Here is a 23987-nt window from a genome sequence, read left to right on the forward strand (position 1 = left end):
CTGCCGTGCACAAGGCAAGCTTGGTGAACGTCTTCATGTTCGATCTCCAAAATCTGGTTAATTGTTTTGGTCCGTTTCAGCCCGCCTGAAATCGGGGCGGCGGATCGATCGAACGGATCAGCAGGAGCGGCCTGTCGACGGGCTCCGTCCGTTCATGCCTCCCCGGTTCGAAGCGCGGAGCCGCGACCTTGGCAACTTCCGCAAGGATCGGACAGCAGTGCATCGCCGAACAGCACCCGGCCTGCATGGCGTAGGCATGCCCCACATGGTGATCACGCTCCCCCACGACGGCACAGTGCTGGCTTTGAAGGGTGCTCGGCGCCGCGGCCATGCCGAAAGGATTCGCCGCCACCAGGAGAGCGACGACCAAAAGCCGAGCGTAGCGGAAGATGCTTCCAAGTCTCATTCGGCTGGGTTCCCTTCCGGCGCCGAACTGTGCGGCAGCCGCAATGTTCCACAGTACCAGTGATCTGTGGCGGCCTTGCGTTTTGACAACGGCCGATGAGGAAGCATTAACCGTCGCCGGCTAGTCTGAGACTCTCACTCGGAACAATTCGATGAAACCTGGCTATTCGCTAGCCCAGATAGGACTTCACTGGCTGATCGCCCTCCTGGTGCCGGTCCAGTATCTGACGGGCGGCAGCATCGAGAGAACCCACCACGCCGTCCACATGGGCATGACTCCGGCGTATTGGGACGTCGTCCAGCACCATCTCCACAACTACGCGGGAATGGCGATCGGCCTGCTGATGGGCCTGCGGCTGGTTCTTCGTCTTCTTCAGCCCTCCGAAACCAGCGCACCCAGCTCATGGAGTGAGCGAGCAGCCGCGGCGCTTCACCACGCCTTCTACGCCGCGATTATTGGGCAGGCCTGCATGGGCGTCGTCGCTAGCTACTTCTGGTTCGGGATTGCGCCGTACCACGTCGTCGGATCGAGGATAATCCTGGCGATGGTGACGCTGCATCTCGCGGCGGCGATTTGGCACACGGTCGTCGCCCGTGACGAGATGGTCGACCGGATGGTGTTCCCGCGCCGGAAGCGGTCAGCCGAGGATCTGTAACGTCGCGAACATCAGCACGACGTAGCGGCCGGTCTTGGCTGAGAATCCAGGATCTGAACGGTAAGCGGTTCCGTGCCACATAAAGGACGCGAACATCGACGACAGATGAGTCGCAATTGAAATCGAGCTGCTTTTCATGTAGTTCGAGGAGCATGGGCAAGATGTACCGAATCGCAATGAGCAGGTTGCTCGTGATGATGCGGCTGGTGATCATCGTATCACTGGCGGGGTACTCGCTGTCGAACGCCAGCGCCGCCATGCATGGCTCCTCCTTCCCCGAGGCGGCAGCGATACTGTCCGAGGCGGATGCAATGCAGCATCATGATGGCCATGACATGACGAAGATGGCTGTCCATGACCATTCCCGGGGCGACGTCAGTGATGACGCAGATGGCGTATCGAAGCCTGTCAAGCCAGAATGCTGCAAGGATTTCTGTGGCGGGCTCGGCATCATGTGTGAAGGCCAGGATGTCGGCCGACCCGTCTTAACCTCGATCCGGCAGTTCATCGACGACCGGACGACCCTTGGCGAGCTGCCGCCCCTCCACCGTCCCCCGAATATCTGAATAGAGACCTACCCGTTTGATCGGGTCTAGTCGGACGCTTGCCTGCTTCCGGGCGAGCGCCTTGTAGGCTATCTCCTATTCGGAAATTTCATAATGAAACCCTCGCTTTTCGTGGTGGGGCTGCCGCTTATCGTCGGCGGCTGCGCATCCACACTTCCTCCCGACGTGGTGGCGTTGCCCACCGCGGTCGACCAGCCGTCCGCACCTCCGGCGGCATACAGGTCGCCGATCGCAGGCTACGTCGTCCGGCAGCCGGTCGATCCCAAGCCCTGGCGCAGACAGAACGATCTGCAGTCTCCCATGAATGGAGACGACTCATGATCTGCACCAGAAAACTGATCTTGGCGCTGGCATTTCCGCTCGCCTTGAGCGGCTGCGTTACAGGCGCCGAGTATTCCCGCAAAGAGGCGGGCTTCACCTCCGTTGCCAACAAGACCGCCACCGTCACGGCGAAAGAGACCGTCTGGATCCAGAACCAGAACCAGGCTCGATCGGCCACCGCACAAGTCACAAGCCTGCTCTCTCGAACAAAGACCCTCGATGCCGAGACGGCCGTCCAGATCGCGCTGCTCAACAACAAGGGCCTGCAGGCCGCCTATGCCGATCTCGGCGATAGCGCCGCCGACGCCTGGCAGTCGACGATGTTCCTCAACCCGACCGTCTCCATCGGCACTGCCGGCATGGGCGCGCCGGGCCTGGAGGCGTTCAAGACCATCGAAGGAATGATTGCGACGAACATCCTGGCGCTCGCCACGAAGAACAGGGACATGGCGATCGCCGACACCCGCTTCCGGCAGGCGCAATTGACCGCGGCGGTGAAGACACTTCAGGTCGCCGCCGACACCCGGCGCGCCTGGATCGGCGCGGTGGCGTCATGGGAGACCGTCGGGCAGCTCCAGCGTGCCCAGGCGACCGCCGACGCAGCCTCGGAACTCGCGGAGAAGCTTGGCGAGACTGGCGCTATGACCAAGGGCGCTCAAGCCCGTGAGCATGTCTTCGTCGCCGAACTCGCCGGAGAAACGGCGAAGGCCCGCCTGTCCGCCCGTCTTGCCAAGGAGGAACTGACGCGACTGATGGGCCTCTGGGGCTCCGATCTGGACTATCAGGTCCCGAACAGCCTGCCGCCGCTCCCCAAGTCCGTCGTCAGGCGTGATACCATCGAGGCCGAGGCTCTCAGGAACCGCATCGATCTGCAGATCGCGAAGCTCGACCTTGAGGCCACGGCCAAGTCCTACGGCCTCACCGAGGCGACACGCTATGTGACCGACCTCGAAATCCTGACCGGTTTCGAAACGGAACGCGAAATCGAGGACGACGAGAAGAAAAAGAGAACCACCGCACAAGTCGAGCTTGAGTTCGCCATTCCGATCTTCGACACCGGCAAGGCCCGGATGCGCAAGTCCGAGCTGGCCTATATGCGGGCGGCGAACCTCTTGGCGGAGAAAGCCGTCAACGTTCGCTCGGAAGCACGCTCAGCCTACGAGGCTTACCGCTCGAACTACGATATCGCGCGGCACTACCGCAACAGCGTCGTGCCGCTGCGCACCAAGGTCGAGGAGGAATCCCTGCTGACCTACAACGGCATGATCTCGAACACCTTCGAGCTGCTGACAGACACCCGCGACAAGATCAACTCCATCCTGCTCTCCGTCAACGCGAAGCGAGATTTCTGGCTGGCCGAAGCCGATCTGGCGCCTGCGATCTACGGCGGCGGCACGACGAAGGCGTCGGCAGAGACCGAGGTCGCCGCTGCTTCCGAAAGCAGCGCTGGCGGCGGTCATTGAGAAAGGACACACCATGTTCAACAGACGACAACTTTTTGGAGCCAGCGCCGCTCTGCTCAGCACAGCCGCTTGGACGAAGACGTCGGCGATGGGCCTGCCCGACGCACCGAAAATGGAATCGGCGGACATGCAGCCGCCGCTTCACCCTGCCTCAGGTCCGGACTATCAGCCCGTGGTCACCCTCAACGGCTGGACCCTGCCGCACAGGATGAACAATGGCGTTAAGGAGTTCCATCTGGTCGCCGAACCAGTTGAGCGCGAGATGGCGGACGGCATGACCGCCTATCTGTGGGGCTACAACGGACAGTCACCGGGACCGACGATCGAGGCTGTCGAGGGCGATCGCGTCCGCATCTTCGTCACCAACAAGCTGCCGGAGCACACGACGATCCACTGGCACGGCATGATCCTGCCGTCGGGCATGGACGGCGTCGGCGGCCTGACGCAGCCGCATATTCCGGTCGGCAAGACCTACGTCTACGAGTTCGACCTCGTGAAATCCGGCACCTTCATGTACCACCCGCATTCCGACGAGATGGTGCAGATGGCCATGGGCATGATGGGTTTCTTCGTGATCCATCCGAAAGATCCCAAGTTCATGCGCGTCGACCGAGACTTCGTCTTCCTGCTCAACGCCTACGACATCGACCCCGGCTCCTACGTGCCGCGGATCATGGAGATGACCGACTTCAACATGTGGTGCTGGAACAGCCGCGTGTTCCCGGACATCAGTCCTCTCGTCGTGTCGAAGAACGACAGGGTGCGCGTCCGCGTCGGCAACCTGACAATGACCAACCATCCGATCCACATGCATGGCTACGATTTCGAGGTGACCTGTACCGACGGCGGCTGGGTGCGGCCGGAAGCGCGGTGGCCGGAGGTGAGCATCGACATCCCCGTCGGCGCGATGCGTGCCTACGAGTTCGACGCCAAGCATCTCGGCGACTGGGCGATCCATTGCCACAAATCGCACCACACGATGAACGCCATGGGTCACGACATTCCAACCTTCATCGGTGTGGACAAATCGAAAGTCGCCGAAAAGATCAGGAAGCTGCAGCCGGAATACATGCCCATGGGCACCAAAGGCATGGCCGACATGGGCGAAATGGAAATGCCCATCCCCGAGAACACCGTTCCGATGATGACCGGCTGGGGGCCGCATGGTCCGATCGAAATGGGCGGCATGTTCTCGGTCGTAAAGGTCCGCGAGGGGATCTCGGCGGACGATTACTCAGATCCTGGCTGGTACGAAAACCCGCCCGGAACGCAGGCCTTCGAGTGGACCGGAGACCTTCCGGACGCGACCAAGGCCAAAGACGCAAAAACGCAAATCACGCCGAAGCCGACAAACGGCTGAGGTCCGATCTCAACATCGAAAAGGAATTAGGGATGAAGAATTATCTCATGGCATTGGCCCTCGCAGCACTCGCGTCGCCAGCACTTGCCTCCGGCAATCATGCCGGTGGCCACGGCGAGAAGATGGCTATCGGAGAACCCGGCGACAAGGCCAAGGCGACACAGACCATCCGCGTCACGATGAAGGAAACCGACGACGGAAAGATGCTGTTTACTCCCGCAGCCTTCAACGTTCGCAAGGGGCAGACGGTCAAGATCGCGATCAAGAATGCCGGAACGATCGACCACGAATTCGTGCTCGATCAGGAAGACAAGATTATGGAGCACAAGAAGGTCATGGAGAAGTTTCCGGAGATGGAACATGCCGACCCCAATTCCATCCGCCTTCCGGCGGGTCAATCCGGCGAGATTGTCTGGAAATTCACCACCGACGGCGAGTTCAAGTTCGCCTGCCTGATCCCCGGTCACTATGAAGCCGGCATGCACGGCGACGTCACCGTCGCTGGGAAGTAATCGCAAAAAGGAGCTACGAACATGAAAACTGCCATGATCAAAATCAGCGTGGCCGCCCTGCTCTCTGCCAGCGTGGCCTTCGGTGCGTTCGCCCAAGAATTCACCAAGGGTGTTGTCAACAAGGTCGATGCCAAAGCGAACAAGGTCACCATCAAACATGAGGACCTGAAGAGCCTCGACATGCCTGCGATGACGATGGTTTTCCGGGTCGAAGACCCGGCTCTGCTCGAAAGGCTGAAGGAAGGTTCGCAGATCGAGTTCGTCGCCGAACGCGTGAATGGCAAGCTGACCGTCACCGAAGTAAAATAGTGGGCTCCTGCCGCCCGGTCTCGATCCGGGCGGCAGGACATCAAGGAGTGGAGACGATGCACAGGAGAAGCTTTATTACAATGGCGGCATCCGCCCTGGCGTTCCTTGGCGGAGGGACACGTGCCGCCACGCCGGCGAAGATGACGGTCTACAAGGATCCAAACTGCGGCTGCTGTCATGAATGGTCGCAGGCGATGGCGGCAGCAGGATTTTCCCTCGACGCTCGCGACACCGACGACCTTTCAGCGATCAAGGCGCAGTTGGGCGTGCCGGCTCACCTGCAGGGATGCCACACCGCCGTCGTCGAGGAATACTACATCGAGGGACACGTGCCGCTCGAGGCCGTCGAGCGCCTTTTGCAGGAGCGGCCGCCGGTCCGAGGGCTGGCCGTGCCGGGCATGCCGTCCGGCTCGTTGGGAATGGGCGACGACCCGCAGGCGTCCTATGGCGTGTATGCGATCCCGTCAGGGACCGAAGCGCCCTACGTGTTCAAGGAGGTCCGTCCCCGAAAGGGCTGACGTTGCGATCGATCTGGCCAGAGCCGGGCGGCCGACCGGAAAACCGGAGCGGGACCGCCCTGCGCCAGACTGGGACTGATCGATCGGTTATCGAATTGGATTCATGCGAAGAGCTTCCGTGAGACGAGCTACAAGTTCGGCGTCCGCACCGAGTCCGCTTACCTCAAGGAACAAATCTCGCATGGCGATGTTGTCACTACGATAAGCATAGGACCATGGGAGGAACTCATGCGGAAATCTCTTCAGTTCGTACTGGTCGGCCTGGCTGCGATAAGCGGCTTGACGATCTCGCCGACGATCGCAGCAGCGCAAGACTTGGAGCTGCGGCTCGGCCCCGGTGGCGTCGGCGTTTACGACCGCAATCGCGATCGTGACCGATATGACGGATATGATCGGCGCCGACCGCGCGGATGCGACCCGGATGATGCTCTCGATATCGCACGCAGCGAAGGACTTCGCAGGGCGCAGATCGTACGCATGTCTCCCCGCAGTATTGTTGTGCAGGGGATGACGCGCCGTGGACCGGAACGAATGACCTTCGCAAACCGGCGAGGCTGCCCGGAAATCTGACCGCGGCGTGAGCAAATGAGGTGGACGGCCGGGCCTTCGAGATCGTCGAGGGAATGCGGCGGGGAGGCCTTGTTTTCAAACCGGCGGAACCTTTGGCCACCCTGGACATTGCTGCCCATGCAGCGCTCTGCTTTGGGTCGCGTGCACCCTTTGAGCACCATAGGAGGATTCATCATGATGAGCGGTCAATTGAAGGCGCTTCTCGCCGTCCTTGCCGTTGCCGGCTACCAAAACAGAGACAAGATCGGAGAGGTCCTCCGGGGCATTCAGAACCCTCAGCAGGCCGGCGCGGGCAACCAGCAACCCGGGGGCCTAGGCGGCCTTCTTGGCGGACTGACGGGTTCGGGTGGTCTCGGCGGCCTTCTCGGCGGGCTGACGTCCGGCGGCATCGTCAGCGGCGGTCTCGGCGATCTGCTGAAGACGTTTCAGCAAAATGGTCACGGTGACAAGGCGGAGTCCTGGGTAAAGCCCGGTCCGAATGCGGACATCGATGACGGCCAGCTCGCGGAAGCACTGGGACCGGACGTCCTCAACGAGATCGCGGCCAGTACCGGCCTTTCGCATGAAGAGATTCTGGGACGCCTAAAGCGCGATCTTCCCAAAGCGGTGGACGACCTGACACCCGAGGGAAAAGTACCCACCGCCGAAGAGAGCTTCTTGTCCTCTGCAAGTCAATCGACCACCAGCGGACGACCCGGCACCTTCTAATTTCATCGCACCAGCGCATCACTCGGGGAGACCGGACTTGCGGTAGCCGTCGATGAAATGTGCAAGCGTCCGAGCGTCACGGAACGGTTCGGCCGCCGCCCAGTGGCGGGTCGAAAAATGCGGGTTGGCGACGAGGAACAATTCGACCTCGGCACGAGCCTCTTCAAGCCGGCCGAGTTGGGCAAGGCTTGCCGCCAGGAAGCGGCGTGAGCTTGTACGATAGGTCTCGTCCCGGCGCAGCGTCTCGACGGCGGCTTCGTATTGGCCGGCGGCATATTGCGCCTGGCCGAGCGCCAGATAGTACCAGCTTGCCGGGAATGGGTTCAGCCGGAAGGCCTTGGCGATATGCTCAAGCCCCTCCCCGACCCGCCCGGCGAGCACCGTGATGTCGGATAGGGCCGCAAAGGTGTCGGCCTCGTTCGGGTCGAGCTCGATCGCCTTGGCGAATTCCGCATCGGCCTCGGCGAAACTGCGCTCGTAGGCAAGCAGGTAGGCGAGGATCCAGCGGCAGCCGGCATCGTTGGGATCGATCGCCACCGCCTTGCGCGCCAGTTTCAGAGCAGTCTTACGCGTAGGCTCCGTCGGTCCGCCGGAATGCACCTCTCCCATCCAGTGGTTTATGGCGAGCCAACGATAGGGCTCGGCATAGTCGGGGTCGAGCGAAATCGCGCGCGTCAGCATCAGATGTGCTTCCCGCGCCGTCTGCGGTGCGTCGTCCATCAGCTTGCGCGCCCGCACGCAGAGATCGTAGGCTTCGAGATTTTTGGGCCGGTTGCGCGGCGGCGGTGCGCGCAGCCGGCCAAGCAGCGCTTCCACTATCTTGGCCGTCACCTCGTCCTGAACGGCAAAGATATCGTCCAGGCTGCGGTCGAAGCGTTCCGCCCATAGATGATCGCCACTCACCGCGTCGATCAGCTGGGCGTTGATGCGCACCTGCCCTGCTGCCCGGCGTGCGGTCCCTTGCAGCAGGTAGCGCACGCCGAGCTCCTCGGCGATTGCGCGTACATCCATCGCCCTTCCCTTGTAGGCGAAGGCCGAGCTGCGGGCGATGATGAACAGGCCCGGCATCCTGGACAGGTCGGTGATCAGGTCTTCGGTCAGGCCATCGGCGAAGGATTCCTGCTCCGGATCATTGCTGATATTGACAAAGGGCAGCACTGCTATCGATGGTTTATCGGGCAGCGGCAGAGGCTTTCGCTTGACGCCGGCGCGCTGATCGATGGCGCCAGTGAAGCGGTAGCCGACGCGCGGCACCGTGGAGATCCATTCACCGCCGTCGGCGGCCGGACCGAGCAGCTTGCGCAGCTGCGCGATCTGGACGGTGAGGTTGCCTTCCTCGACGGCCAAGCCCGGCCAGGCCGCATCCATCAACTCGCCCTTCCCCAGGATTTCTCCGGGTCGTTCGACGAGCGCTGAAAGCAGCTTGACACCCCGGTGGCCAATGGCAACGGGATCATCGTTCCGAAGGAGGGTTCCAGCCACCGGATCAAGCACAAACGGACCAAAGGCAAAGCGCGATCCCTGCATCGAGCGCATCCTAGAGACTTTCAGCCTTCGTTGGAACTGTTCAGCAGGGGACAATTCGGTCCAGTTCAAGGCTCTAGCCCCATCAGAACACCCTCTCGCTCGTCGATGAAACCTTGTCCGGCTACCATGCCGCGAGCCGGATCTCAAACCTGCCGGGCGATGGCGCCGACTACATTGACGAGAAGGCGCGCGGCGGTCAGCGCCGACAGGCGGTCGATGTCGGCGGGAGGATAGAGCTCGACAAGATCGAATCCTGCGATCCTGGCCCGCCTGCCAAGGCCGGCGATCAGGTCGATTACCTCGGTATAGGCGAGGCCGCCGGGCGTCCGCGCCGCCACACCCGGCATGATGCTGGGATCGAGGCTGTCGCAGTCGAGCGTGACGACGACCCGCGCTCCTTGCGGAATATGCCGGAGAGCGGCTTCGGCGCCCTCAGCATGAATTTCGCGGGCAGTGACGAAGCGGCTGCCGTAACCCCGCGCCGCTTCGATGTCGGCGAGGCGTGCGCTGCCGACACTACGGAGGCCGACCTGCACCATGCCGGCGACATGCCGCATTTCGCTCGCCCGACGCATCGGGCTCGAATAGCCGAAGCGCTCGCCATGCACCTCGTCACGCCAGTCGATATGGGCGTCGATCTGCAGGATCCAGACCGGTTCGTGATCGGCAAAGCCGGCGAGGAAAGGAATGGTCACAGAACAGTCGCCGCCGAGCAGGATCGGCACGGCGGGCACTGACAGGATCTCGCGCGTCTTCACCTCGATCCAGGCGCGGTTGCCGGCATTGTCATGCATGGTGGTTTCGACGTCACCGGCGTCGATGCAGCACACCGGTTTGCCATCGAACAACGGTCCGCCGAGATCGAAGTCCCAGTGCTCTACGAGCGCGGCATCGTCCTGGCTCACAGCGCGGATGGCATCGGCGGCCAGGACATAGCCGCTGCTGTCCTTGCCGGGATAGGTGCTGCCGTGACCGGCCGCGAAGATCACCGCACGGGGCAAACGGCCATCGGCGAGGCGATTTGGAAGGCCAAGAAAGGAAGGCGAGGCTGTCATTTCCTGATGGTCCTGATGATGTCCGGCGGAAGTTGCTGTGGTGAGGACTTTTGGTCGGGGCAAAATTCTATGCAGACCTGTTTAGTCCCTTTGGAAGTTTTTGAGAACTTTTTGGACGCGCTTAATTACGGCGCTCGCCGTATCCCGCAGAATTCATCCTCTTTTGAGCTTGAAGGTTCCCGCACCTTCAAACCCCATGGAGGTTGCCATGAACGATACTTCCACCCCTGCATTGGCGCCGCATCACGCGGCGCGGGCGGGAACGTCTGTGGAGCCGTCGGACGTGTCGGATCGGCACTTGCACGGCACGACATCGCCGCGAGATGATCGGATCCCATGGGCCGCGATGGCGGGCATCATCGCGACCGTCACGGTATTTGCCGTGGCGCAGGGGCTGACCTATCCGCTGCTCAGCTTCATCCTGGAGCGGCAGGGGACGCCATCAGGCCTGATCGGATTGTCGGCGGCTATGACGCCGCTCGGTTTCATTCTATCGGCGCCCATCATTCCGGCGCTTTCTCGGCGCGTGGGTGGGGCGCGGTTGGCGATCCTGTGTTCGATCCTGGCCGCGCTCACCCTAATGACGATTGCCTGGGCGCAGGACGTCTGGGCCTGGATGCCGCTGCGCTTCCTGCTCGGCGTCTTCGCCAATCCGCTTTACGTGATCAGCGAAACCTGGCTGATCTCGATCACGCCGGCGCCGCGCCGAGGCCGGATCATGGGTCTCTATTCATCGATCGTTTCGGGCGGCTTCGCCATCGGCCCGCTGTCGCTCTGGCTCACCGGCACTGCGGGTTGGCCGCCCTTCGTGATCGGCATTACGGCCTTCCTCCTCTGCGGCCTGATCGTGCTTGCGGTCGTCCCACACCTGCCCGATATGCCCGGTGAAGGCAAGGCAACAACGGTGGGTCGCTTCTTCGCTCTGGCACCGCTGCTGTTGTTTGCGGTTTTCACAGCCGCCGCCTTCGAGCAGATTCTGCTCTCTCTGTTCGCGGTCTATGGCGCAGCACTCGGCAGCGCCGAAGGGCGCATCGCATCACTCATTACCTGTTTCATCGCCGGCAATGCCGTGCTGCAGATTTTGCTCGGGCGCTTGGCCGAACGGTTCGGCTCGACGCGGATGATGCTCTTCTGTGTCCTCGCTTGCCTCGCCAGCTGCCTGCTGCTGCCGTCGGCCTTCAATTCGTGGCTTATCTGGCCGCTCGTCTTCGTCTGGGGCGGGGTCTCGTTCGGGATCTACACCCTGTCGCTGATCCAGCTCGGCGAGCGTTTCACCGGCCAGGCCCTGATCGCCGGAAACGCCGCCTTCGCCTTGGTATGGGGCATCGGCGGCATCGTCGGCTCGCCCGCCACCGGACTGGCGATGCAACAGATCGGACATCAGGGTCTGCCATTGTCCCTTGGCCTGCTCAGCTGTGTGCTGGCGGTGTTGCTGATGGCCAGGAGATGGCCGGGCTGATCGAGGCACGCTCGTGCCGCCCTGCCCCGACTTGCCCTGCTGGCCCTTTGCGCAGAAGAATTGCCATTTAATGTATAACATGTTATATAACTTCCCATACAAATGGAGATTGGCATGGTCGAGGATGTGGTCCGGACGCTCGGGTTTCTGTGCATGGGCAGCCGGCTGCGGCGCATCGGAGAAAGGCTGCAGGCCGATACCCAGCAGGTCATCGACGAAGCAGGCCTTGGCATTCAAGCCGGCCAATATCCATTCCTTGCAGCGATCGACCGGTCTGGGCCGCTGACGATCGGCGAGCTCGCGCAGGCGGTGGGCATCACCCAGCCCGGCGCAACCCGCACCATCGGCCAGCTTCTCGAACTTGGTTACGTCGACATGCAGCCGGCCCCGGACGATCAGCGTCGCAGACTGGTCTCGCTGACCGACAAGGGACAGGACCTCGTCGACCATTCGAAAAAGGTGATCTGGCCGCGCATCGCCGCCGCCGTTGCAGATCTCTGCGGCGATCTCGACGGGCCGATCCTCGAACAGCTCGCGGCCATCGAGGACGGGCTTGCGGCGGTGCCGCTTGCGCGCCGCAACGCCGCCAAGGAGGAAAGATAATGCCGCATATCCTCGACCGCCCGATCTGGAGCGCGCTGGAAACCGCGCATGCCGATCTTGCCGAAGGCGGCAAGTCCGCGCGGCGATACCCACCCTCCATCGTTCCTTTCGCGGCGTCCGCCGACGACACGCCGGAGAGCCTCGACGCCCTGGAGAACCTGCCTTCGCAGGAGGAGAGCATGATTCTCGTCGAATCCGGGCCGATCGCCATTCCATCGGGTCTTGCCGTCGCAACGGAAGCATCGGTGGTCCAGATGATCGCCGAGCGGCCTCATGAGCGAATTTCCGATTCTCGCATCCAGCCGCTGACCGAGGCCGATGCCGCCGACATGCTTGATTTGGCGACACTGACCAAGCCCGGGCCGTTTACGTTGCGAGCCCAGAGCCTCGGCAGCTTCTGGGGGATCAAGAGCGAAGGCCGCCTGGTGGCGATGGCCGGGCAACGGATGCGGCAGACAGGCTTCATCGAGCTCAGCGGGCTTTGCACCCATCCCGATTTCCAGGGACGCGGCCTCGGCACCCTGCTCTTCCGCTTCGTTGCCGGAGAGATCGCATCGAGCGGGGACACAGCCTATCTGCACGCCTATGCCGCAAACACATCGGCCATTTCGCTCTACAAGACACATGGCTTTGCGCTTCGCGCGGAGATGAATATGCGCGTGGTCAAACGTCGCTCCTGAGCAAAGCCCCCGAGCTATCGCACCGCCGGCGGCAGCACTTCGAATTTCCAGAATTTTTCCGGGCTGAAATAGGTCGTGGCAAACGCGCGAATATCTGCCGCGGCGACCTTGTCATAGCCGCTGAGATTGTCGCGTATCCGGTCTAAACCACGCGAATCCGTCTGAGCGCCGCGCAGATATTCAATCCAATATTCGTTACCCTGCTGCTGATGCTTCAGCGTCTCGATAATCGGTTCCCGGGCGCGTGTGAGTTCGTCCGGGGAGACATCACGCGACCGCAGATCCTTGGCGATGTCGTCGACGAGTGCGTAGAAACGCGCGACCTTTGCCGGGTCTGTCTCGACGTAGAAATATGCGTAACCGTAGCCAGGGACTTCACTTGACAGGTCAGCGTCGCCCTCCATCACATAGCTTGATCCCTCTGCGATACGAAACTTGTCGATCAACCTGTTTTGGAAAATCTGGGTGGCGAGATTGGCGGTGAAGGACCGCGGCAGGTCGGAAAGCAAATCGCCAATCGGAACCCCTACCGCGGCGGCGGCGCTATCCGCCCTGCCCTTATGGGCCTCCACAACGGGCTTCTCGGTCGTCGCCGGAAAGCGCACGTCGTTGCGATCGTCGCTCGACGTCGTCTCCGGGCGCGATGGCAAGGCGCCAAAGGTTTCAGCTGTCAGCCGGATCGCGTCGTCCACCGTCACGTCGCCGACGATGGTGATATCGATTGGGCCGTTGGAGATCATAGGTTGGAACAGCGCCTCGAAATCCTCCGGATGAGCGGCCGACAACTGCGCGCGATCGGGGAAGGTCCAGCGCGGGTCGCCCGAATGCACGAGACCTGGGAAATCGCGGCTGACAATGCCGCCGGGCGTCGCCTCATACTGATCGAGACCGCTCAAATAGGCTTGCTGCACACGTTTGAACGCCTCGGGGCGATAGGCGGGATCGGAGGTGTATGCGGTCATGAGCTGCAGTTGCGTCGCAAGATCTTCAGTCCTTGTACGACCATCGAACCTGAAGGAGCTGTCGCCTACGGAGAAATCGATGCTGACGATGTTGGCCGTCAGCGCTTTCTGGATATCCTGGTAATCCATGGCCTTGACGCCGGACAGCACGACGGCCGGAGATGCCCAGATCGGGGCGGAAGGGTCGTGCGGCAGATCCAGCCGACCGCCGCCGATAGCTTCACGCACCAGCACTTCGTTGGCACGCAGCTTGGTTGGCTTGACGGTCAGCCGCACGCCGTTGGAAAAGCGCACCAAGGTCAGGCCGAGATCGTCGACGGCGCGGCGTTCGACCACAGCGCCCGGCGCGCCGAAATGGGCGTAGGGCCAGGCGACGTCAGCTGCACTGGATCCTACCGAGACGGCAACGGCATTTGACGCATCGTAGACTTGCCGAACCGCGTCAGCTCCGCCCTCAGGTGATTGGGCCGTCTGTAGCACGACCTGCGGACCGTTGCCGGAGAAAGCACGCTGCAGGGCCTGATTGACTTCGACCGCCGTGACGCCGTTCGTCATCGTCTCGAACAGCGACAGGTCTTCGGCAGGCGAGGTGAAGACTTGATCGTCATCGACGCTGCTCACCAGCATGGAAGCGACGTCGGTGGTCATGCGTGTCGCGGCTCCGGCCGCAGCGGCCTGCAGGGCCGAGCGATAGTCGAGGATTTCGCGATCGATCTCCGCCTGCGTTGCGCCGAACTCCTGGATACGACGCTGTTCCTGATCGATGGCCGTGAGCGCCGCCTGCCATTTGTCCGGCTCGGAGTTCGCCGCGATCAGGACGACATGAGCGGAATCGAGGAGATCCTGAGAGCCGACGCCCGCACTGATGAATGGGGCATCCGCCTTGCCGGCGATGGTACTCACCCGGCGATTGAGCACCATGAGACCGAGATTTTCAACAAGCTCAGCGCGGCGCTTGGCGAAGGTGTCAGGCGTCGCGTCAAAGAGACGTGTCCAGGCGACCTGTACGCTCGTCATGCCGCCGGGAACGACGATGAGCTCGGCGCTTTCGCCTTTCGTCACCAGCGCGCCGAGATCCGGTTTTGCCGGCGCCGGGTCGACGGCCTTCCAATCGCCGAAGCGCTGCCGGATTTCCGTTTCCATGGCGGCGGGGTCGATATCGCCCACCACCATCAGCGTTGCCCGATCGGGTCGGTAATTGGCCCGGTAATAATCACGGACGAGGGCCACAGGCGCATTGCTGATGATGTCGGCTTTACCGATCGGCGCCCGCATGGTCGCGCGCTTGCCGGCGAGCAGCGAATTCATAATTTCGAGAGCCGCGCGATACTGCGGCGTGTCGCGCAACCGCTCTTCCGACAGGATGACGCCGCGTTCGCGATCGAAGGCACCGGCGTCGAGGGTGAGCTCGCTCGCCGTTTCTCGCATCAGCATCAGGCCCGTCGAAAGCGTGTCCGCATCGACCTCGGGCAGATCGAGTGCATAGACAGTCTCGTCGTAAGAGGTATGGGCGTTGGTGTCCGGCCCGAAGGCCAAACCCTTGCGCTGCAAGATACGGATCATCTCCCCTTCGGCGACATGTGTCGAACCCTTGAAGGCCATGTGCTCGAGAACATGCGCCAGACCCTGCTGGTTGTCGTTTTCGTCGAGCGAACCGGAGCCAATGCGAAAGCGGATCGCTGCCTGTCCGGGCGGAGTGACATTGCGCATGATCGCAAATCGCATGCCGTTGGCGAGCATGCCGAAACGCACATGGGGGTCGGCTTGGATGTCGCTTTGCGTTTGTGGCCAGGGCACGGACGGGCTGTCCGCATAGGCTGGCGACGTGAAGTTTGCGACGAGGGAGACCGTCGCGAGAAACCACCACACCGTGGGGCATTCCATTTTTTTTTGAGACATTCTTGTCCAGGTGATGAGAATGAAGGGGGTAGATGGCGTCAACCTGACTATTCCACAGGTTGCATTCCCCATCAACTTCCATGTTCGTAATGAATAAGAAGTAGATAACTCTGCCTGAGAACAGGATGATTTTAGGCCCGATTGGCCGAAAATCTGAATCCTGTTCTCAATTAATGAGTTAGAGCATGATGTCGTCTGAAAACCGCTCAGACTTTTCGGCATCATGCTCTGGCTGTCAGACCATTGTCATCGAACCCGCCTAAGCGATTGCGCCTCGATGCTGTCACCAGGAGGCGTTTTCGATGGCGACATTAGAGCAGGTCGCGTTCCGGGCAGGATGCTCGCTGGCGACCGCGAGCAGGGTTCTCAACCGCAACGGACCGGCCAGCGACCTGATGGTGCGCAAGGTGCGCCGTGCGGCCGCCGAACTCGGCTATCGCCCGGCTGGCTCGTCCGCCGGCAGGCTCGGACGCAGGCCCGTGGTCGGCGTGCTGATCCCGAGCATCACCAATCCGGTCTTTGCCTCGTCACTGTCGAGCATCCAGAACCGCATGCTGGTGGCCGGCCATGGCGTCTTGATCGCCCAGTCGAATTACGATCCGGCGCGCGAGGCCGATGCCGTCGCAGCACTTTTGAACGACCGGCCGACCGGGCTGATCCTCACCGTCTGCGATCCATCGACCAGCAAGGCGCTGCTTGCGAAGCTCCCGCCGACGGTGCTGCTCAACAACCTGCCGACGGCGCAGTTTCCGGCGGCGGTCACTGCCGACAATCGCGGCGCCGGCCGCGAGATCGCGACATTCCTGATCGGCATGGGCCATCGCCGCATTCTGTTTCTCTCTGGGAATTTTGCCGCCTCCGACCGCGCCCACCTTCGCTACCGCGGTTATCTCGACGCTATGGCCGAGAACGGGCTGACACCCCTCGATGCGGTGCAGATCCCGTTCGTCAGCGGCTATGACCAGCTCGATCTTGGTGTCGCGATGACTTCGCTTGCGCCGACGGCGATCATCGCCTCCAACGATCTGCTGGCGCTCGGCGTCATCGGCGCGCTGAAGCGCGAGGGGCTTTCCGTGCCTGGGGATGTTTCGGTCGCCGGCTTCGACGGCATTGCCATCGGCCGGCTGATCGATCCACCGCTGACGACCATCGAAATGCCGGATGCCAGCATGGGGGCAACGGCCGCCTCGCTGCTTCTCGACATGGCGGAGAATGCTGCCCCTGCCCGCCATCTCGATGTCGCCTATACACTTCGCCGCGGCGGCACCGTGCGCGCCATCTGACGCTTGCGAAACCAGAGGGCCGCCACGCGCTCGGCGTGGCGGCCCTGCCCTGTTCCCGATCGGGAAGCCGATCAGCTGCGCGGCAGCATGCCCTCGACATCGGCGGCTGCGTCGTCGAGTGCTTCCTTCGGCTCGGCCGACTGGTCGACGATGCGCGAGAGGTTGTCGACGATTGTCTGCGTGACCTTGACGCCGTTCGAGCCTGGGAAGGCATACCAGGGGATCATCACCGGCATCTGGCTGAGGCCTGCCTGGAACAGCGGGTTCTGCTTGTAGAAATCGCCGAGATAATCGGCCGACTTCGCGGCAAGCTCGTTGTTCGGGACATAACCGGTGCCGGGCACGACGACGGAAGCGCCATAAGGGCCGGCGGCGAATTTGGCGAACTTCCAGGCGGCATCCTGCTTGGCGGCGTCATGCGTCAGGATGACGACGGCGTTGCCGCCGGTCGGCAGACGGCCATTCACCGGATCGATCAACGGGATCCTGGCGGTGCGCAGATCGAACTTGTTGCCGACATTCTTGATCGTGTTGCGCAGCGCGCCTGTGGTCTGGAATTCGAAACCGACCTTGCCGGCTGCGAAAGCCTGTTCACCGGCGGCCTTGGTGAACACAGGCATGCCGCCTTCGGTCACCAGACGATGCAGGACCTCGACGGCCTTCTGACCTTCCGGGCCGTTGAAGGCGACCTTGCTTTCGTCGTCGCTCAGCATCTTGCCGCCGGCGCCGAAGAGCAGTGCCGAAAACATCCAGTCGTCGCCCTGCCAGCGGTAATCGATGCCATCGGCGCCATTGCCGAGCGCCTTGATCTTGCCGCCGAGCGCGATGACCTCATCCCAGGTCTTCGGCGGATTTTCAGGATCACCGCCGGCCGCCTTCACGAGATCGGCGTTGTAATACATGATCGGGTTGGAGGTCGCAAAAGCCAGGCCCACCTGCTTGCCCTTGACCTGGGCAAGCTTGAGGATCGTGTCGGAGAAGCCCTGCTCGGCCATGTTGCCGTCCTTCTGGACGAGCGGGCCGAGATCGACGGCGACGTCGCGTTCGTCGAGCATGCGCAGACGGTTGAGGCCGATGAAGGTGATATCGGGCATTTCGCTGGTGCCGACCTGGCGAAGGATCGTCTGGATGCCTTCTTCATAGGTCGCCGACGGGCTGGCGAACTGAATCTTGATATCTGGGTTTTCTTCCATGAACTTCTTCGAGATCGTGTCCATCACGTCCTTGAAGAAGCCCGGCATCGGGTAGTGAACCGTCAGCGTCGTCTCGGCATGCGCGGGAAGCGCGATTGCCATCGATACGGTCGCTGCGGCGAGAAGCTGGGTGATATGTTTCATCGCTCGTTCTCCTGGGTTGAAACCGGTCAGCCTTTGAGACCGGTCATGGTGATGCCCTCGACGAAGCGCTTCTGCGCAAGCAGGAAGGCGATGACGAGGGGAAGGGTAATGATGAGGGTCGCCGCCATCAGCGCGCCGTAGTCGTCGCCGGCCTCGGCGGCGCGAAAATACATCAGGCCGAGCGGCGGCGTGGCATAGTCCTGCTTGCTGATGACGATCAGCGGCCAGTAGAGATCATTCCAATGGGCGACGACCGAGAAGATGGCGAAGGCGGTGACCGCCGGCCAGGCGTTCGGCACGATGACGCGGGCGACGATGCCGAGTTCCGACATGCCATCGAGACGCGCGGCATGGATGAGATCGTCGGGCATGGCGCGGAAGAACTGCAGGAACATGAAGATCGCGAAGACCGAAATGGTGAAGGGCGCGACAAGGGCGGCATAGCTGTTGAGCAGCGCGGCGCGGTCGAATACGACATAGAGCGGCAGCGCGGTCGCATGGATCGGCACCAGCAGGCCGAGCATGACAAGCACCATCATGGCGCGGGCGGCGCCGAAGCGCAGCTTTGCCATGGCGTAGGCGCAGGGGATTGCCACCAGCACCTGGAAAAAGAAGATCAGCCCGCAGACGACGACGCCGTTCCACAACAGCTGCGCCATCGGCACTCGGCTCAAGGCCTTGGCAAAATTCTCGGCATAGGTGAAGTGCGCCGGGATCAACGACAGCGACGAGGTGAAGATGTCGCTTTGGGCCTTGCCGGCCGTCGAGATCATGAAGACATAGGGCGACAGGAAGATGATTGCGCCGAGCGAAAGCAGCGTCAGGCGGATGATCCTGCCGAGGGAAAAAGCGTTCGTCATCATGTGTAATGCACCCGGCGATCGAGAACGCGGTACTGCAGGAACATCAGCACCGCCAGGATCAGCAGAAAAACCACCGTCATCGCCGAAGCATAACCGACGCGCAGGTAGACGAAGCCCTCCTGGTAGATCGTGAAGAGCAGCACCTCCGACGCCTTGTTCGGGCCGCCCTCGGTCAGCGTCTTCACCGTTTCGAAGACCTTGACTGAATTGGTGATGCTGATGGTGATGACGAAGAGCGTCGTCGGCCCGAGCATCGGCCAGGTCACCAGCAGGAAACGGTCGAGGGAGGATCTGGCGCCGTCGACCTCGGCGGCCGCGTAAAGCTCGCGCGGGATCGCCGTCAGCCCGGCGAGGAACAGCACCATGTTGAAGCCGGCCGATTGCCAGACGCCGATGATCGAGAGGCTGTAGAGCACCGTGCCGGAGCTGCCCAGCCAGTTCGGGCCGGGAAGCCCGACGAGGGCGAGCAGTGCGTTGAGCGGGCCGATTGTGGGGTGGAACATATACTGCCAGACGGTCGCCATGGCGACGATCAGCGAGGCGACCGGCAGGAAATAAGCGGTGCGGAAGAAGCTGCGCGCCTTGGTCTCGCTCTCGATCAGCATGGCGATGCCGAGGCCGAGAAGGATCGAGACGGGTGCGACGATCGCCGTGTACACCGTCGTATTCCACAGCGACTTGCGAAACGTCCGGTCGGTGATCAGGTGCGCGTAATTCTCGAAGCCGACGAAACGGAACTTGCCGTAGCCGAGTTCGAAATCGGTAAAGCCGAGCACGATGACGGATACAACCGGCAAAAGCACGAAGAGGAACAGCAGGATGATCGCCGGCATCACCAGCATCCAGGCGATGCGGGCCTCGCTACGCCGATGCGCAACGGCGGCATCCTCCGGCACGGCCATGGTAACGATGCTAGCCATGCGCCCTCTCCCGCTGGGCATCGCTATTAGCGAGCCCGGCATCGCTTGTAGCGAGCCCGGCATCGGCGGCGGCGAGCCCGGCATCACCCGTTGCAACGCCGCCGGCCAGCCGACTGCCGTCCTCGGCAAAGATCAGCGTGCGGCCGGGCGAAAGCCTCAGCCCGACCGGATCGCCTGCCACAAGGCCCGAGGCTTCGGAGGGTTGAACCTTGGCGACGATAGTCTCACCGATCGCCTCGAGCCGGCAATGGAGGATGACTTCGGAGCCCAGGAATTCGACGCGTTCGATCCGGGCGGCAAGGCCGTCATGCCGGCTCTTGGAAAGAAAGACGAATTCCGGGCGAATGGCGAGCGTGACTGGCATCTTGCCGCCGGGTGCATTCTCAAGCGTCAGGCGCAGGCCGCCGCAGAGAATGATGCCGCCTTCGGCAAATGCCGGCAGCAGATTGATGCGCGGCTGGCCGATGAAGCGGGCGACCTCGATATGGGCGGGATCGTCGTAGATGACCTCGGGGCTGGCGATCTGCAGCAGTTTTCCGCCCATCATAACGGCGACACGGTCGGCCATGGACAGCGCTTCCGCCTGGTCGTGGGTGACATAGAGCGTCGGTACGCCGGCGCGGCGATGCAGGTCGACGATCTCGCCGCGGGCGTGAACGCGCAGATTGGCATCGAGATTGGAGAGCGGTTCGTCCATCAGGAAGATGCTCGGCTGGCGCACCATGGCGCGGGCAAGCGCCACGCGCTGGCGCTGGCCGCCCGACATCTGGCCGGGCTTGCGGTCGAGCAGGTGGTCGATCTTCAGCGATGTCGCCATATCCCTGACGTCGCGGGCGATCGCCCTGCGGGTGGCGCGCTGGCCCGGCATCAACGACCCGATGAAGGGCAGCCGCTGCATCCTCGACAGCCGGCGCATCGCCAAGGGCACGGCGATATTCTCAGAGGCCGTCAAATGCGGATAAAGCGCGTAGGACTGAAAGACCATGGCGATGTTGCGGTCGGCGGCCGCAACGCCGGACATATCCAGCCCGCCGATCAGGATCTCGCCCTGGTCGGCGTGGTCGAGGCCGGCAAGGACGCGCAGCAGCGTGCTCTTACCGCAGCCGGAAGGGCCGACCAACGCGATGAATTCGCCGGCGGCGACATCCAGGCTGACGCCATCAAGGATCTGGTTGCCGCCGAACGCCTTGGTGATGCCGCGAAGCGAGAGCGCGCTCATTCGGCGGGCTCCCGCGGCTTGACCGCCTGGGGGTAGACTTCGTGCACGACATCGTCGAGTACATGCGCGGTCATGCCGGGAACGGCGACGATCGTGCTTTCGACCGAAGCCTCGAACTCGTGGACGACGGCGCCGATCAGGCGCTCACCCGGCATCTCGCGCTCCATCTTGTCGATGATGAAAGCAGCCGACGGACCCCATATCAGTTGGGTATTGTCGAAGCGTCCCCGCCAGGCCCAGTGGAGATGCCCGCTCGCAAACAGCGCCACGTCATGCGCGGCGATCAGATCATAGAGCCGCCGACGCTGAGCCGGGCGAACGCTCCAATATCCGGTATCGCCTTCGTCGGGTGCATCGACGAAGAGCGGCTTGTGCGCGAATAGCGCCACGCGCCGCCCTGCCCTGTCGGAGAGCACCTGGTCGAGCCATTCGAACTGCGCCTCCTCCTCGTCATCCTCATGACCGAGAAGCAGCGAGTTCAATCCGATGAAGCGCCAGGCACCCGCATCTTCCAGCCAGCGGTCGTCGCCGGCAAGGCTGCGCCAGCGGGACAACCGCTCGGCATTAACGGGCTGATCCGATCCCTTGAGGTGGCCGACATCGTGATTGCCGGGGACGATCAGCATCGGGATCGACACCTGACGCATCAGGTCCATCGAGAAGGTGATATCCGCGTCCTTGTCGGCGCCATCGACGGTGAGATCGCCGGTATGGACGATCAGGTCCGCGCCGGTCTCTTCGATCCAGCTCAAAAGCGGCGCCCAGTTGCCGTTGAAATGCGGCTTGTCGGGACTGAAATGGGTGTCGGTGATCTGAATGATTTTCATGGGCGCGCGTCTCCGAGACCTCGGCAGCGCGTCACGTGCGCTCCCTTCTCGTGCCCTCTCTAGAAGGCTCCCATGTCAATCACACAGCTGAGGTTTTCAGCTGTTTCTCAGTTTTGACATCAATCTGTCATCCTGGCGCAGACCGCCCGCCGGAACGGGGGCAGCCTTGACCTGTATTTGAATCAAGAACACGCGGGCGCTTGCAACATTGCGTTGCAATCAGTGCCGTGGCGCGTTGGCGGGAATGGACGACACCGTTGCCGAGACAGGGTCGCTTGCAGGAAAGCTGTCTTCGAGGCCTTCATCGAGTTCCTCTTCCAGCGTTTGCCTGTCGCCGGCCGAACGCGCACTCGGCTGGCCGATCAAGCCCTTGCTGCCTTCGTCGAAATTGCCGTTGCTCAAGGCATCGTAGCGGTTGATGCTGCCGTCTGCTTCCCCGCCGGCAAAGGCGGTCAACTGAACCATCATGACCTTGGCGTGGTCGACCGCCGTCGTATCGTCGAGTTCGCCGTGGGAGTTGTCGATTTTGACGGAAATCGATTCTCCTCCCTCGCCCAGGAATTCGACAGTGAAGAGGTCGCCGGCCTGTGTCACCCGAGTCTCAATTAGTTGCATGAAAACCTCCTGTGTTCATGCACCTCAACGGCCATCCAAGTCCGGAGTTCCACGGCAACGCCATTTCCGCGTAGGGCGACAGGCCCTGGGCTATGCGAGTTCATTGGCAGTTCAATAGGTCGCATCCATGCGGAAATTGCCGCTATCGCCTTTCGAGAAATTCTCGTTCTCCAATATTCCCGCAGACCAGAAACTCGCTTTGATATCGAGCTATTCGGAGGTGCTGCGTAAGTTCGCCAGATTTAACCGAGGCGGTCGGACGCGCAGATATGCTGCCGAAACTGATCCAGGTGGCGGACGGACTGGACGGTATGGCAACCGCGACTGCCGAGACGGAGGCCGGAGCCGAGGTGATGGCGCACGCAGCGCGGCTAATCCGGGCGACCGAGGGGATGCTGGCGTCGATGTCTTCGTCTTCAATCGTCCACTAATGTCTCCTTGCGAGTGTGACGGGATAGATGCGGCGACACCCTTGCCCTTAAGCCTTATGGTTAATTTATTAATAATTCGGGGTTTATAAACGGAACCAGACGGCCTTTCCGAGTGTTGATGGTGCGCCGTGGAGGAACCCTGATGATCCTGAAAATCCTTGCCCCCAAGATCGACGCAGATTGCCATGACACCGGAACCTGGCCCGATGGGATCTTCGCCGAAAACCGCATCGATCTTTCCGCTCGCCGCGATGGCCGTCGTCGTTCGCCGCATGAGCGCGACTACGGCAATGACAGGAAAGTGGAAAATCTGCCGCTCGGCTTTGTCTGACCGTTCCGCGCGTGGCTCACAGCCTGCGAAAGACCAGAACGCCTGATGCCGGCAACACTGCATTCAGCACGATGTTGCGGGAGCGAATCGCATCCTGATGGATGCTGAGCGCGATCAGATCGCGATAACAGCGAATCATCCCTGCCCCGCTGCCATCAGTTTCGCCGAGGATATTCTCCCGGTCCTTGAGGAAATCATTGTAGCGATAGGGTTTCTGGGCGCCGATTTCCTCGCCCATGAAAAACATCAGCGTCTCGGCCGATAGCAGCGTCATCGCCGCCGCAAACCTGGACCCCGCCTTCGCCCGCGCCCTGGTCTCGCCGACAACAGTGCAAAATTGACCGCGATAACAGCGGTTCGCGCCGATACTTCGCGATTGCCGCAATCATCATGCGACTGGTTGTCGCGCGCTCGTTTGGAATGCGCCGGCAACAGACGACATGGTCAGCGCTCGCTTGTCCCCGAAGCCGGCATTCCTCAACAGTTGCGCCTGTGCGCCGCCGTGATATTCGACGAGGTTGTGATGAAAATCGCCGTACCAGGTTGCATCGAAGCCGAGCCCGTCGCCGGTCAGGCTTGGCTCGGTCA

General features: G+C 62.1%; 25 protein-coding genes and 2 pseudogenes. 16 read left to right on the forward strand and 11 right to left on the reverse strand.

Annotated elements, in window-relative coordinates; all coding sequences use genetic code 11:
* Positions 1 to 76: 76 nt before the first annotated feature.
* The gene (locus FY112_RS14200; protein ID WP_131645895.1) at positions 77 to 406 is read right to left on the reverse strand and encodes a hypothetical protein; all 330 of its coding nucleotides are present in this window, start codon (positions 404 to 406) and stop codon (positions 77 to 79) included.
* Between the two features lie 151 nt (positions 407 to 557).
* Here FY112_RS14200 and FY112_RS14205 point away from each other — a divergent pair, with 151 nt between their 5' ends.
* The 10 genes from FY112_RS14205 to FY112_RS14250 all read left to right on the forward strand — a co-directional run bounded on the left by FY112_RS14205 (position 558) and on the right by FY112_RS14250 (position 7388).
* Complete coding sequence (locus FY112_RS14205) at positions 558 to 1061, forward strand: cytochrome b/b6 domain-containing protein (protein ID WP_131645896.1); 504 nt, start codon at positions 558 to 560, stop codon at positions 1059 to 1061.
* A 152-nt stretch (positions 1062 to 1213) separates the two neighbouring features.
* Complete coding sequence (locus tag FY112_RS14210; protein WP_181018216.1) at positions 1214 to 1627, forward strand: hypothetical protein; 414 nt, start codon at positions 1214 to 1216, stop codon at positions 1625 to 1627.
* A 93-nt stretch (positions 1628 to 1720) separates the two neighbouring features.
* Positions 1721 to 1948 carry a hypothetical protein gene (locus FY112_RS14215; protein ID WP_131645897.1) on the forward strand — a complete coding sequence of 76 codons (228 nt, stop codon included), beginning with the start codon at positions 1721 to 1723 and terminating at the stop codon, positions 1946 to 1948.
* Positions 1945 to 3411, forward strand: a complete 1467-nt coding sequence (locus tag FY112_RS14220; protein WP_131645898.1) for a TolC family protein — start codon at positions 1945 to 1947, stop codon at positions 3409 to 3411. Before FY112_RS14215 ends, FY112_RS14220 begins: the two co-directional genes overlap by 4 nt.
* 13 nt (positions 3412 to 3424) lie before the next feature.
* Positions 3425 to 4771: a copper oxidase gene (locus FY112_RS14225; RefSeq protein ID WP_131645899.1), complete on the forward strand. Its 1347-nt coding sequence runs from the start codon at positions 3425 to 3427 to the stop codon at positions 4769 to 4771.
* Positions 4772 to 4803: 32 nt separating this feature from the next.
* The gene (locus FY112_RS14230) at positions 4804 to 5283 is read left to right on the forward strand and encodes a plastocyanin/azurin family copper-binding protein (RefSeq protein ID WP_131645900.1); all 480 of its coding nucleotides are present in this window, start codon (positions 4804 to 4806) and stop codon (positions 5281 to 5283) included.
* A gap of 21 nt (positions 5284 to 5304) precedes the next feature.
* On the forward strand, positions 5305 to 5592 hold the full coding sequence (locus FY112_RS14235; RefSeq protein WP_131645901.1) for a copper-binding protein: 288 nt from the start codon (positions 5305 to 5307) through the stop codon (positions 5590 to 5592).
* Between the two features lie 56 nt (positions 5593 to 5648).
* A complete protein-coding gene (locus FY112_RS14240) occupies positions 5649 to 6110 on the forward strand; it encodes a DUF411 domain-containing protein (RefSeq protein ID WP_151518624.1) in 462 nt (153 codons plus the stop codon).
* A 228-nt stretch (positions 6111 to 6338) separates the two neighbouring features.
* Positions 6339 to 6680: a hypothetical protein gene (locus tag FY112_RS14245; RefSeq protein ID WP_017960468.1), complete on the forward strand. Its 342-nt coding sequence runs from the start codon at positions 6339 to 6341 to the stop codon at positions 6678 to 6680.
* A 174-nt stretch (positions 6681 to 6854) separates the two neighbouring features.
* Complete coding sequence (locus tag FY112_RS14250; RefSeq protein ID WP_094085966.1) at positions 6855 to 7388, forward strand: YidB family protein; 534 nt, start codon at positions 6855 to 6857, stop codon at positions 7386 to 7388.
* Between the two features lie 18 nt (positions 7389 to 7406).
* Here the strand turns inward: FY112_RS14250 and FY112_RS14255 are convergent, their stop codons facing one another.
* Together FY112_RS14255 and FY112_RS14260 are read right to left on the reverse strand one after the other, a co-directional pair.
* Positions 7407 to 8915, reverse strand: coding sequence for a winged helix-turn-helix domain-containing tetratricopeptide repeat protein (locus FY112_RS14255; protein WP_151518625.1), 1509 nt, complete (start codon positions 8913 to 8915; stop codon positions 7407 to 7409).
* 143 nt (positions 8916 to 9058) lie between these two features.
* Positions 9059 to 9970 carry an agmatinase gene (locus tag FY112_RS14260; protein WP_151518626.1) on the reverse strand — a complete coding sequence of 304 codons (912 nt, stop codon included), beginning with the start codon at positions 9968 to 9970 and terminating at the stop codon, positions 9059 to 9061.
* Between the two features lie 208 nt (positions 9971 to 10178).
* On the opposite strand from FY112_RS14260, the gene FY112_RS14265 reads away from it, so the two are divergent.
* The 3 genes from FY112_RS14265 to FY112_RS14275 all read left to right on the forward strand — a co-directional run bounded on the left by FY112_RS14265 (position 10179) and on the right by FY112_RS14275 (position 12712).
* Positions 10179 to 11429, forward strand: coding sequence for an MFS transporter (locus tag FY112_RS14265; RefSeq protein ID WP_231283807.1), 1251 nt, complete (start codon positions 10179 to 10181; stop codon positions 11427 to 11429).
* A gap of 114 nt (positions 11430 to 11543) precedes the next feature.
* The gene (locus FY112_RS14270; RefSeq protein ID WP_094085967.1) at positions 11544 to 12032 is read left to right on the forward strand and encodes a MarR family transcriptional regulator; all 489 of its coding nucleotides are present in this window, start codon (positions 11544 to 11546) and stop codon (positions 12030 to 12032) included.
* On the forward strand, positions 12032 to 12712 hold the full coding sequence (locus FY112_RS14275; RefSeq protein WP_017960462.1) for a GNAT family N-acetyltransferase: 681 nt from the start codon (positions 12032 to 12034) through the stop codon (positions 12710 to 12712). The genes FY112_RS14270 and FY112_RS14275 overlap by 1 nt, the downstream gene beginning before the upstream one ends.
* Positions 12713 to 12726: 14 nt before the next feature.
* On the opposite strand, the gene FY112_RS14280 is transcribed toward FY112_RS14275, so the two are convergent.
* Positions 12727 to 15645: a M16 family metallopeptidase gene (locus FY112_RS14280; protein WP_131720113.1), complete on the reverse strand. Its 2919-nt coding sequence runs from the start codon at positions 15643 to 15645 to the stop codon at positions 12727 to 12729.
* A 230-nt stretch (positions 15646 to 15875) separates the two neighbouring features.
* Here FY112_RS14280 and FY112_RS14285 point away from each other — a divergent pair, with 230 nt between their 5' ends.
* Positions 15876 to 16856: a substrate-binding domain-containing protein gene (locus FY112_RS14285; protein ID WP_131645689.1), complete on the forward strand. Its 981-nt coding sequence runs from the start codon at positions 15876 to 15878 to the stop codon at positions 16854 to 16856.
* 71 nt (positions 16857 to 16927) lie between these two features.
* On the opposite strand, the gene FY112_RS14290 is transcribed toward FY112_RS14285, so the two are convergent.
* From FY112_RS14290 to FY112_RS14315, 6 genes are all read right to left on the reverse strand, one after another.
* Complete coding sequence (locus FY112_RS14290) at positions 16928 to 18193, reverse strand: ABC transporter substrate-binding protein (protein WP_131645688.1); 1266 nt, start codon at positions 18191 to 18193, stop codon at positions 16928 to 16930.
* Between the two features lie 26 nt (positions 18194 to 18219).
* A complete protein-coding gene (locus FY112_RS14295) occupies positions 18220 to 19056 on the reverse strand; it encodes a carbohydrate ABC transporter permease (RefSeq protein ID WP_151518627.1) in 837 nt (278 codons plus the stop codon).
* Entirely contained in the window at positions 19053 to 19976 is a 924-nt protein-coding gene (locus FY112_RS14300) for a sugar ABC transporter permease (protein ID WP_151518628.1), read from the reverse strand. The genes FY112_RS14295 and FY112_RS14300 overlap by 4 nt, the downstream gene beginning before the upstream one ends.
* The gene (locus tag FY112_RS14305) at positions 19969 to 21195 is read right to left on the reverse strand and encodes an ABC transporter ATP-binding protein (RefSeq protein ID WP_151518629.1); all 1227 of its coding nucleotides are present in this window, start codon (positions 21193 to 21195) and stop codon (positions 19969 to 19971) included. The genes FY112_RS14300 and FY112_RS14305 overlap by 8 nt, the downstream gene beginning before the upstream one ends.
* Positions 21192 to 22022 (reverse strand): metallophosphoesterase, encoded by an 831-nt coding sequence (locus tag FY112_RS14310; RefSeq protein ID WP_094085974.1) that lies wholly within the window; start codon positions 22020 to 22022, stop codon positions 21192 to 21194. Before FY112_RS14310 ends, FY112_RS14305 begins: the two co-directional genes overlap by 4 nt.
* Positions 22023 to 22241: 219 nt before the next feature.
* Entirely contained in the window at positions 22242 to 22637 is a 396-nt protein-coding gene (locus FY112_RS14315) for a hypothetical protein (protein WP_131645684.1), read from the reverse strand.
* An 11-nt stretch (positions 22638 to 22648) separates the two neighbouring features.
* Here FY112_RS14315 and FY112_RS38590 point away from each other — a divergent pair.
* A pseudogene (locus tag FY112_RS38590) lies at positions 22649 to 23068 on the forward strand (hypothetical protein).
* A gap of 142 nt (positions 23069 to 23210) precedes the next feature.
* Positions 23211 to 23399: a hypothetical protein gene (locus FY112_RS14325; RefSeq protein ID WP_029875172.1), complete on the forward strand. Its 189-nt coding sequence runs from the start codon at positions 23211 to 23213 to the stop codon at positions 23397 to 23399.
* A 70-nt stretch (positions 23400 to 23469) separates the two neighbouring features.
* Here the strand turns inward: FY112_RS14325 and FY112_RS38595 are convergent.
* Positions 23470 to 23987: pseudogene (locus tag FY112_RS38595) on the reverse strand (glycosidase); the annotation flags it as partial.

Origin of the sequence: Rhizobium sp. PEPV16 (assembly GCF_008919455.1) — a bacterium.
In the GTDB taxonomy this organism is placed as follows: Bacteria; Pseudomonadota; Alphaproteobacteria; order Rhizobiales; family Rhizobiaceae; genus Rhizobium; species Rhizobium leguminosarum_Q.

What these genes read in the sequence shown, in the direction of transcription:
- FY112_RS14205 (WP_131645896.1), top strand. Translation starts at nt 558, where the DNA reads ATGAAACCTGGCTATTCGCTAGCCCAGATAGGACTTCACTGGCTGATC.
- FY112_RS14200 (WP_131645895.1), bottom strand. Translation starts at nt 406, where the DNA reads ATGAGACTTGGAAGCATCTTCCGCTACGCTCGGCTTTTGGTCGTCGCT.
- FY112_RS14220 (WP_131645898.1), top strand. Translation starts at nt 1,945, where the DNA reads ATGATCTGCACCAGAAAACTGATCTTGGCGCTGGCATTTCCGCTCGCC.
- FY112_RS14305 (WP_151518629.1), bottom strand. Translation starts at nt 21,195, where the DNA reads ATGAGCGCGCTCTCGCTTCGCGGCATCACCAAGGCGTTCGGCGGCAAC.
- FY112_RS14240 (WP_151518624.1), top strand. Translation starts at nt 5,649, where the DNA reads ATGCACAGGAGAAGCTTTATTACAATGGCGGCATCCGCCCTGGCGTTC.
- FY112_RS14260 (WP_151518626.1), bottom strand. Translation starts at nt 9,970, where the DNA reads ATGACAGCCTCGCCTTCCTTTCTTGGCCTTCCAAATCGCCTCGCCGAT.
- FY112_RS14245 (WP_017960468.1), top strand. Translation starts at nt 6,339, where the DNA reads ATGCGGAAATCTCTTCAGTTCGTACTGGTCGGCCTGGCTGCGATAAGC.
- FY112_RS14265 (WP_231283807.1), top strand. Translation starts at nt 10,179, where the DNA reads ATGAACGATACTTCCACCCCTGCATTGGCGCCGCATCACGCGGCGCGG.
- FY112_RS14310 (WP_094085974.1), bottom strand. Translation starts at nt 22,022, where the DNA reads ATGAAAATCATTCAGATCACCGACACCCATTTCAGTCCCGACAAGCCG.
- FY112_RS14270 (WP_094085967.1), top strand. Translation starts at nt 11,544, where the DNA reads ATGGTCGAGGATGTGGTCCGGACGCTCGGGTTTCTGTGCATGGGCAGC.
- FY112_RS14250 (WP_094085966.1), top strand. Translation starts at nt 6,855, where the DNA reads ATGATGAGCGGTCAATTGAAGGCGCTTCTCGCCGTCCTTGCCGTTGCC.
- FY112_RS14215 (WP_131645897.1), top strand. Translation starts at nt 1,721, where the DNA reads ATGAAACCCTCGCTTTTCGTGGTGGGGCTGCCGCTTATCGTCGGCGGC.
- FY112_RS14275 (WP_017960462.1), top strand. Translation starts at nt 12,032, where the DNA reads ATGCCGCATATCCTCGACCGCCCGATCTGGAGCGCGCTGGAAACCGCG.
- FY112_RS14210 (WP_181018216.1), top strand. Translation starts at nt 1,214, where the DNA reads ATGGGCAAGATGTACCGAATCGCAATGAGCAGGTTGCTCGTGATGATG.
- FY112_RS14235 (WP_131645901.1), top strand. Translation starts at nt 5,305, where the DNA reads ATGAAAACTGCCATGATCAAAATCAGCGTGGCCGCCCTGCTCTCTGCC.
- FY112_RS14315 (WP_131645684.1), bottom strand. Translation starts at nt 22,637, where the DNA reads ATGCAACTAATTGAGACTCGGGTGACACAGGCCGGCGACCTCTTCACT.
- FY112_RS14325 (WP_029875172.1), top strand. Translation starts at nt 23,211, where the DNA reads ATGATCCTGAAAATCCTTGCCCCCAAGATCGACGCAGATTGCCATGAC.
- FY112_RS14230 (WP_131645900.1), top strand. Translation starts at nt 4,804, where the DNA reads ATGAAGAATTATCTCATGGCATTGGCCCTCGCAGCACTCGCGTCGCCA.
- FY112_RS14300 (WP_151518628.1), bottom strand. Translation starts at nt 19,976, where the DNA reads ATGGCTAGCATCGTTACCATGGCCGTGCCGGAGGATGCCGCCGTTGCG.
- FY112_RS14290 (WP_131645688.1), bottom strand. Translation starts at nt 18,193, where the DNA reads ATGAAACATATCACCCAGCTTCTCGCCGCAGCGACCGTATCGATGGCA.
- FY112_RS14280 (WP_131720113.1), bottom strand. Translation starts at nt 15,645, where the DNA reads ATGGGGAATGCAACCTGTGGAATAGTCAGGTTGACGCCATCTACCCCC.
- FY112_RS14255 (WP_151518625.1), bottom strand. Translation starts at nt 8,915, where the DNA reads ATGCAGGGATCGCGCTTTGCCTTTGGTCCGTTTGTGCTTGATCCGGTG.
- FY112_RS14285 (WP_131645689.1), top strand. Translation starts at nt 15,876, where the DNA reads ATGGCGACATTAGAGCAGGTCGCGTTCCGGGCAGGATGCTCGCTGGCG.
- FY112_RS14225 (WP_131645899.1), top strand. Translation starts at nt 3,425, where the DNA reads ATGTTCAACAGACGACAACTTTTTGGAGCCAGCGCCGCTCTGCTCAGC.
- FY112_RS14295 (WP_151518627.1), bottom strand. Translation starts at nt 19,056, where the DNA reads ATGATGACGAACGCTTTTTCCCTCGGCAGGATCATCCGCCTGACGCTG.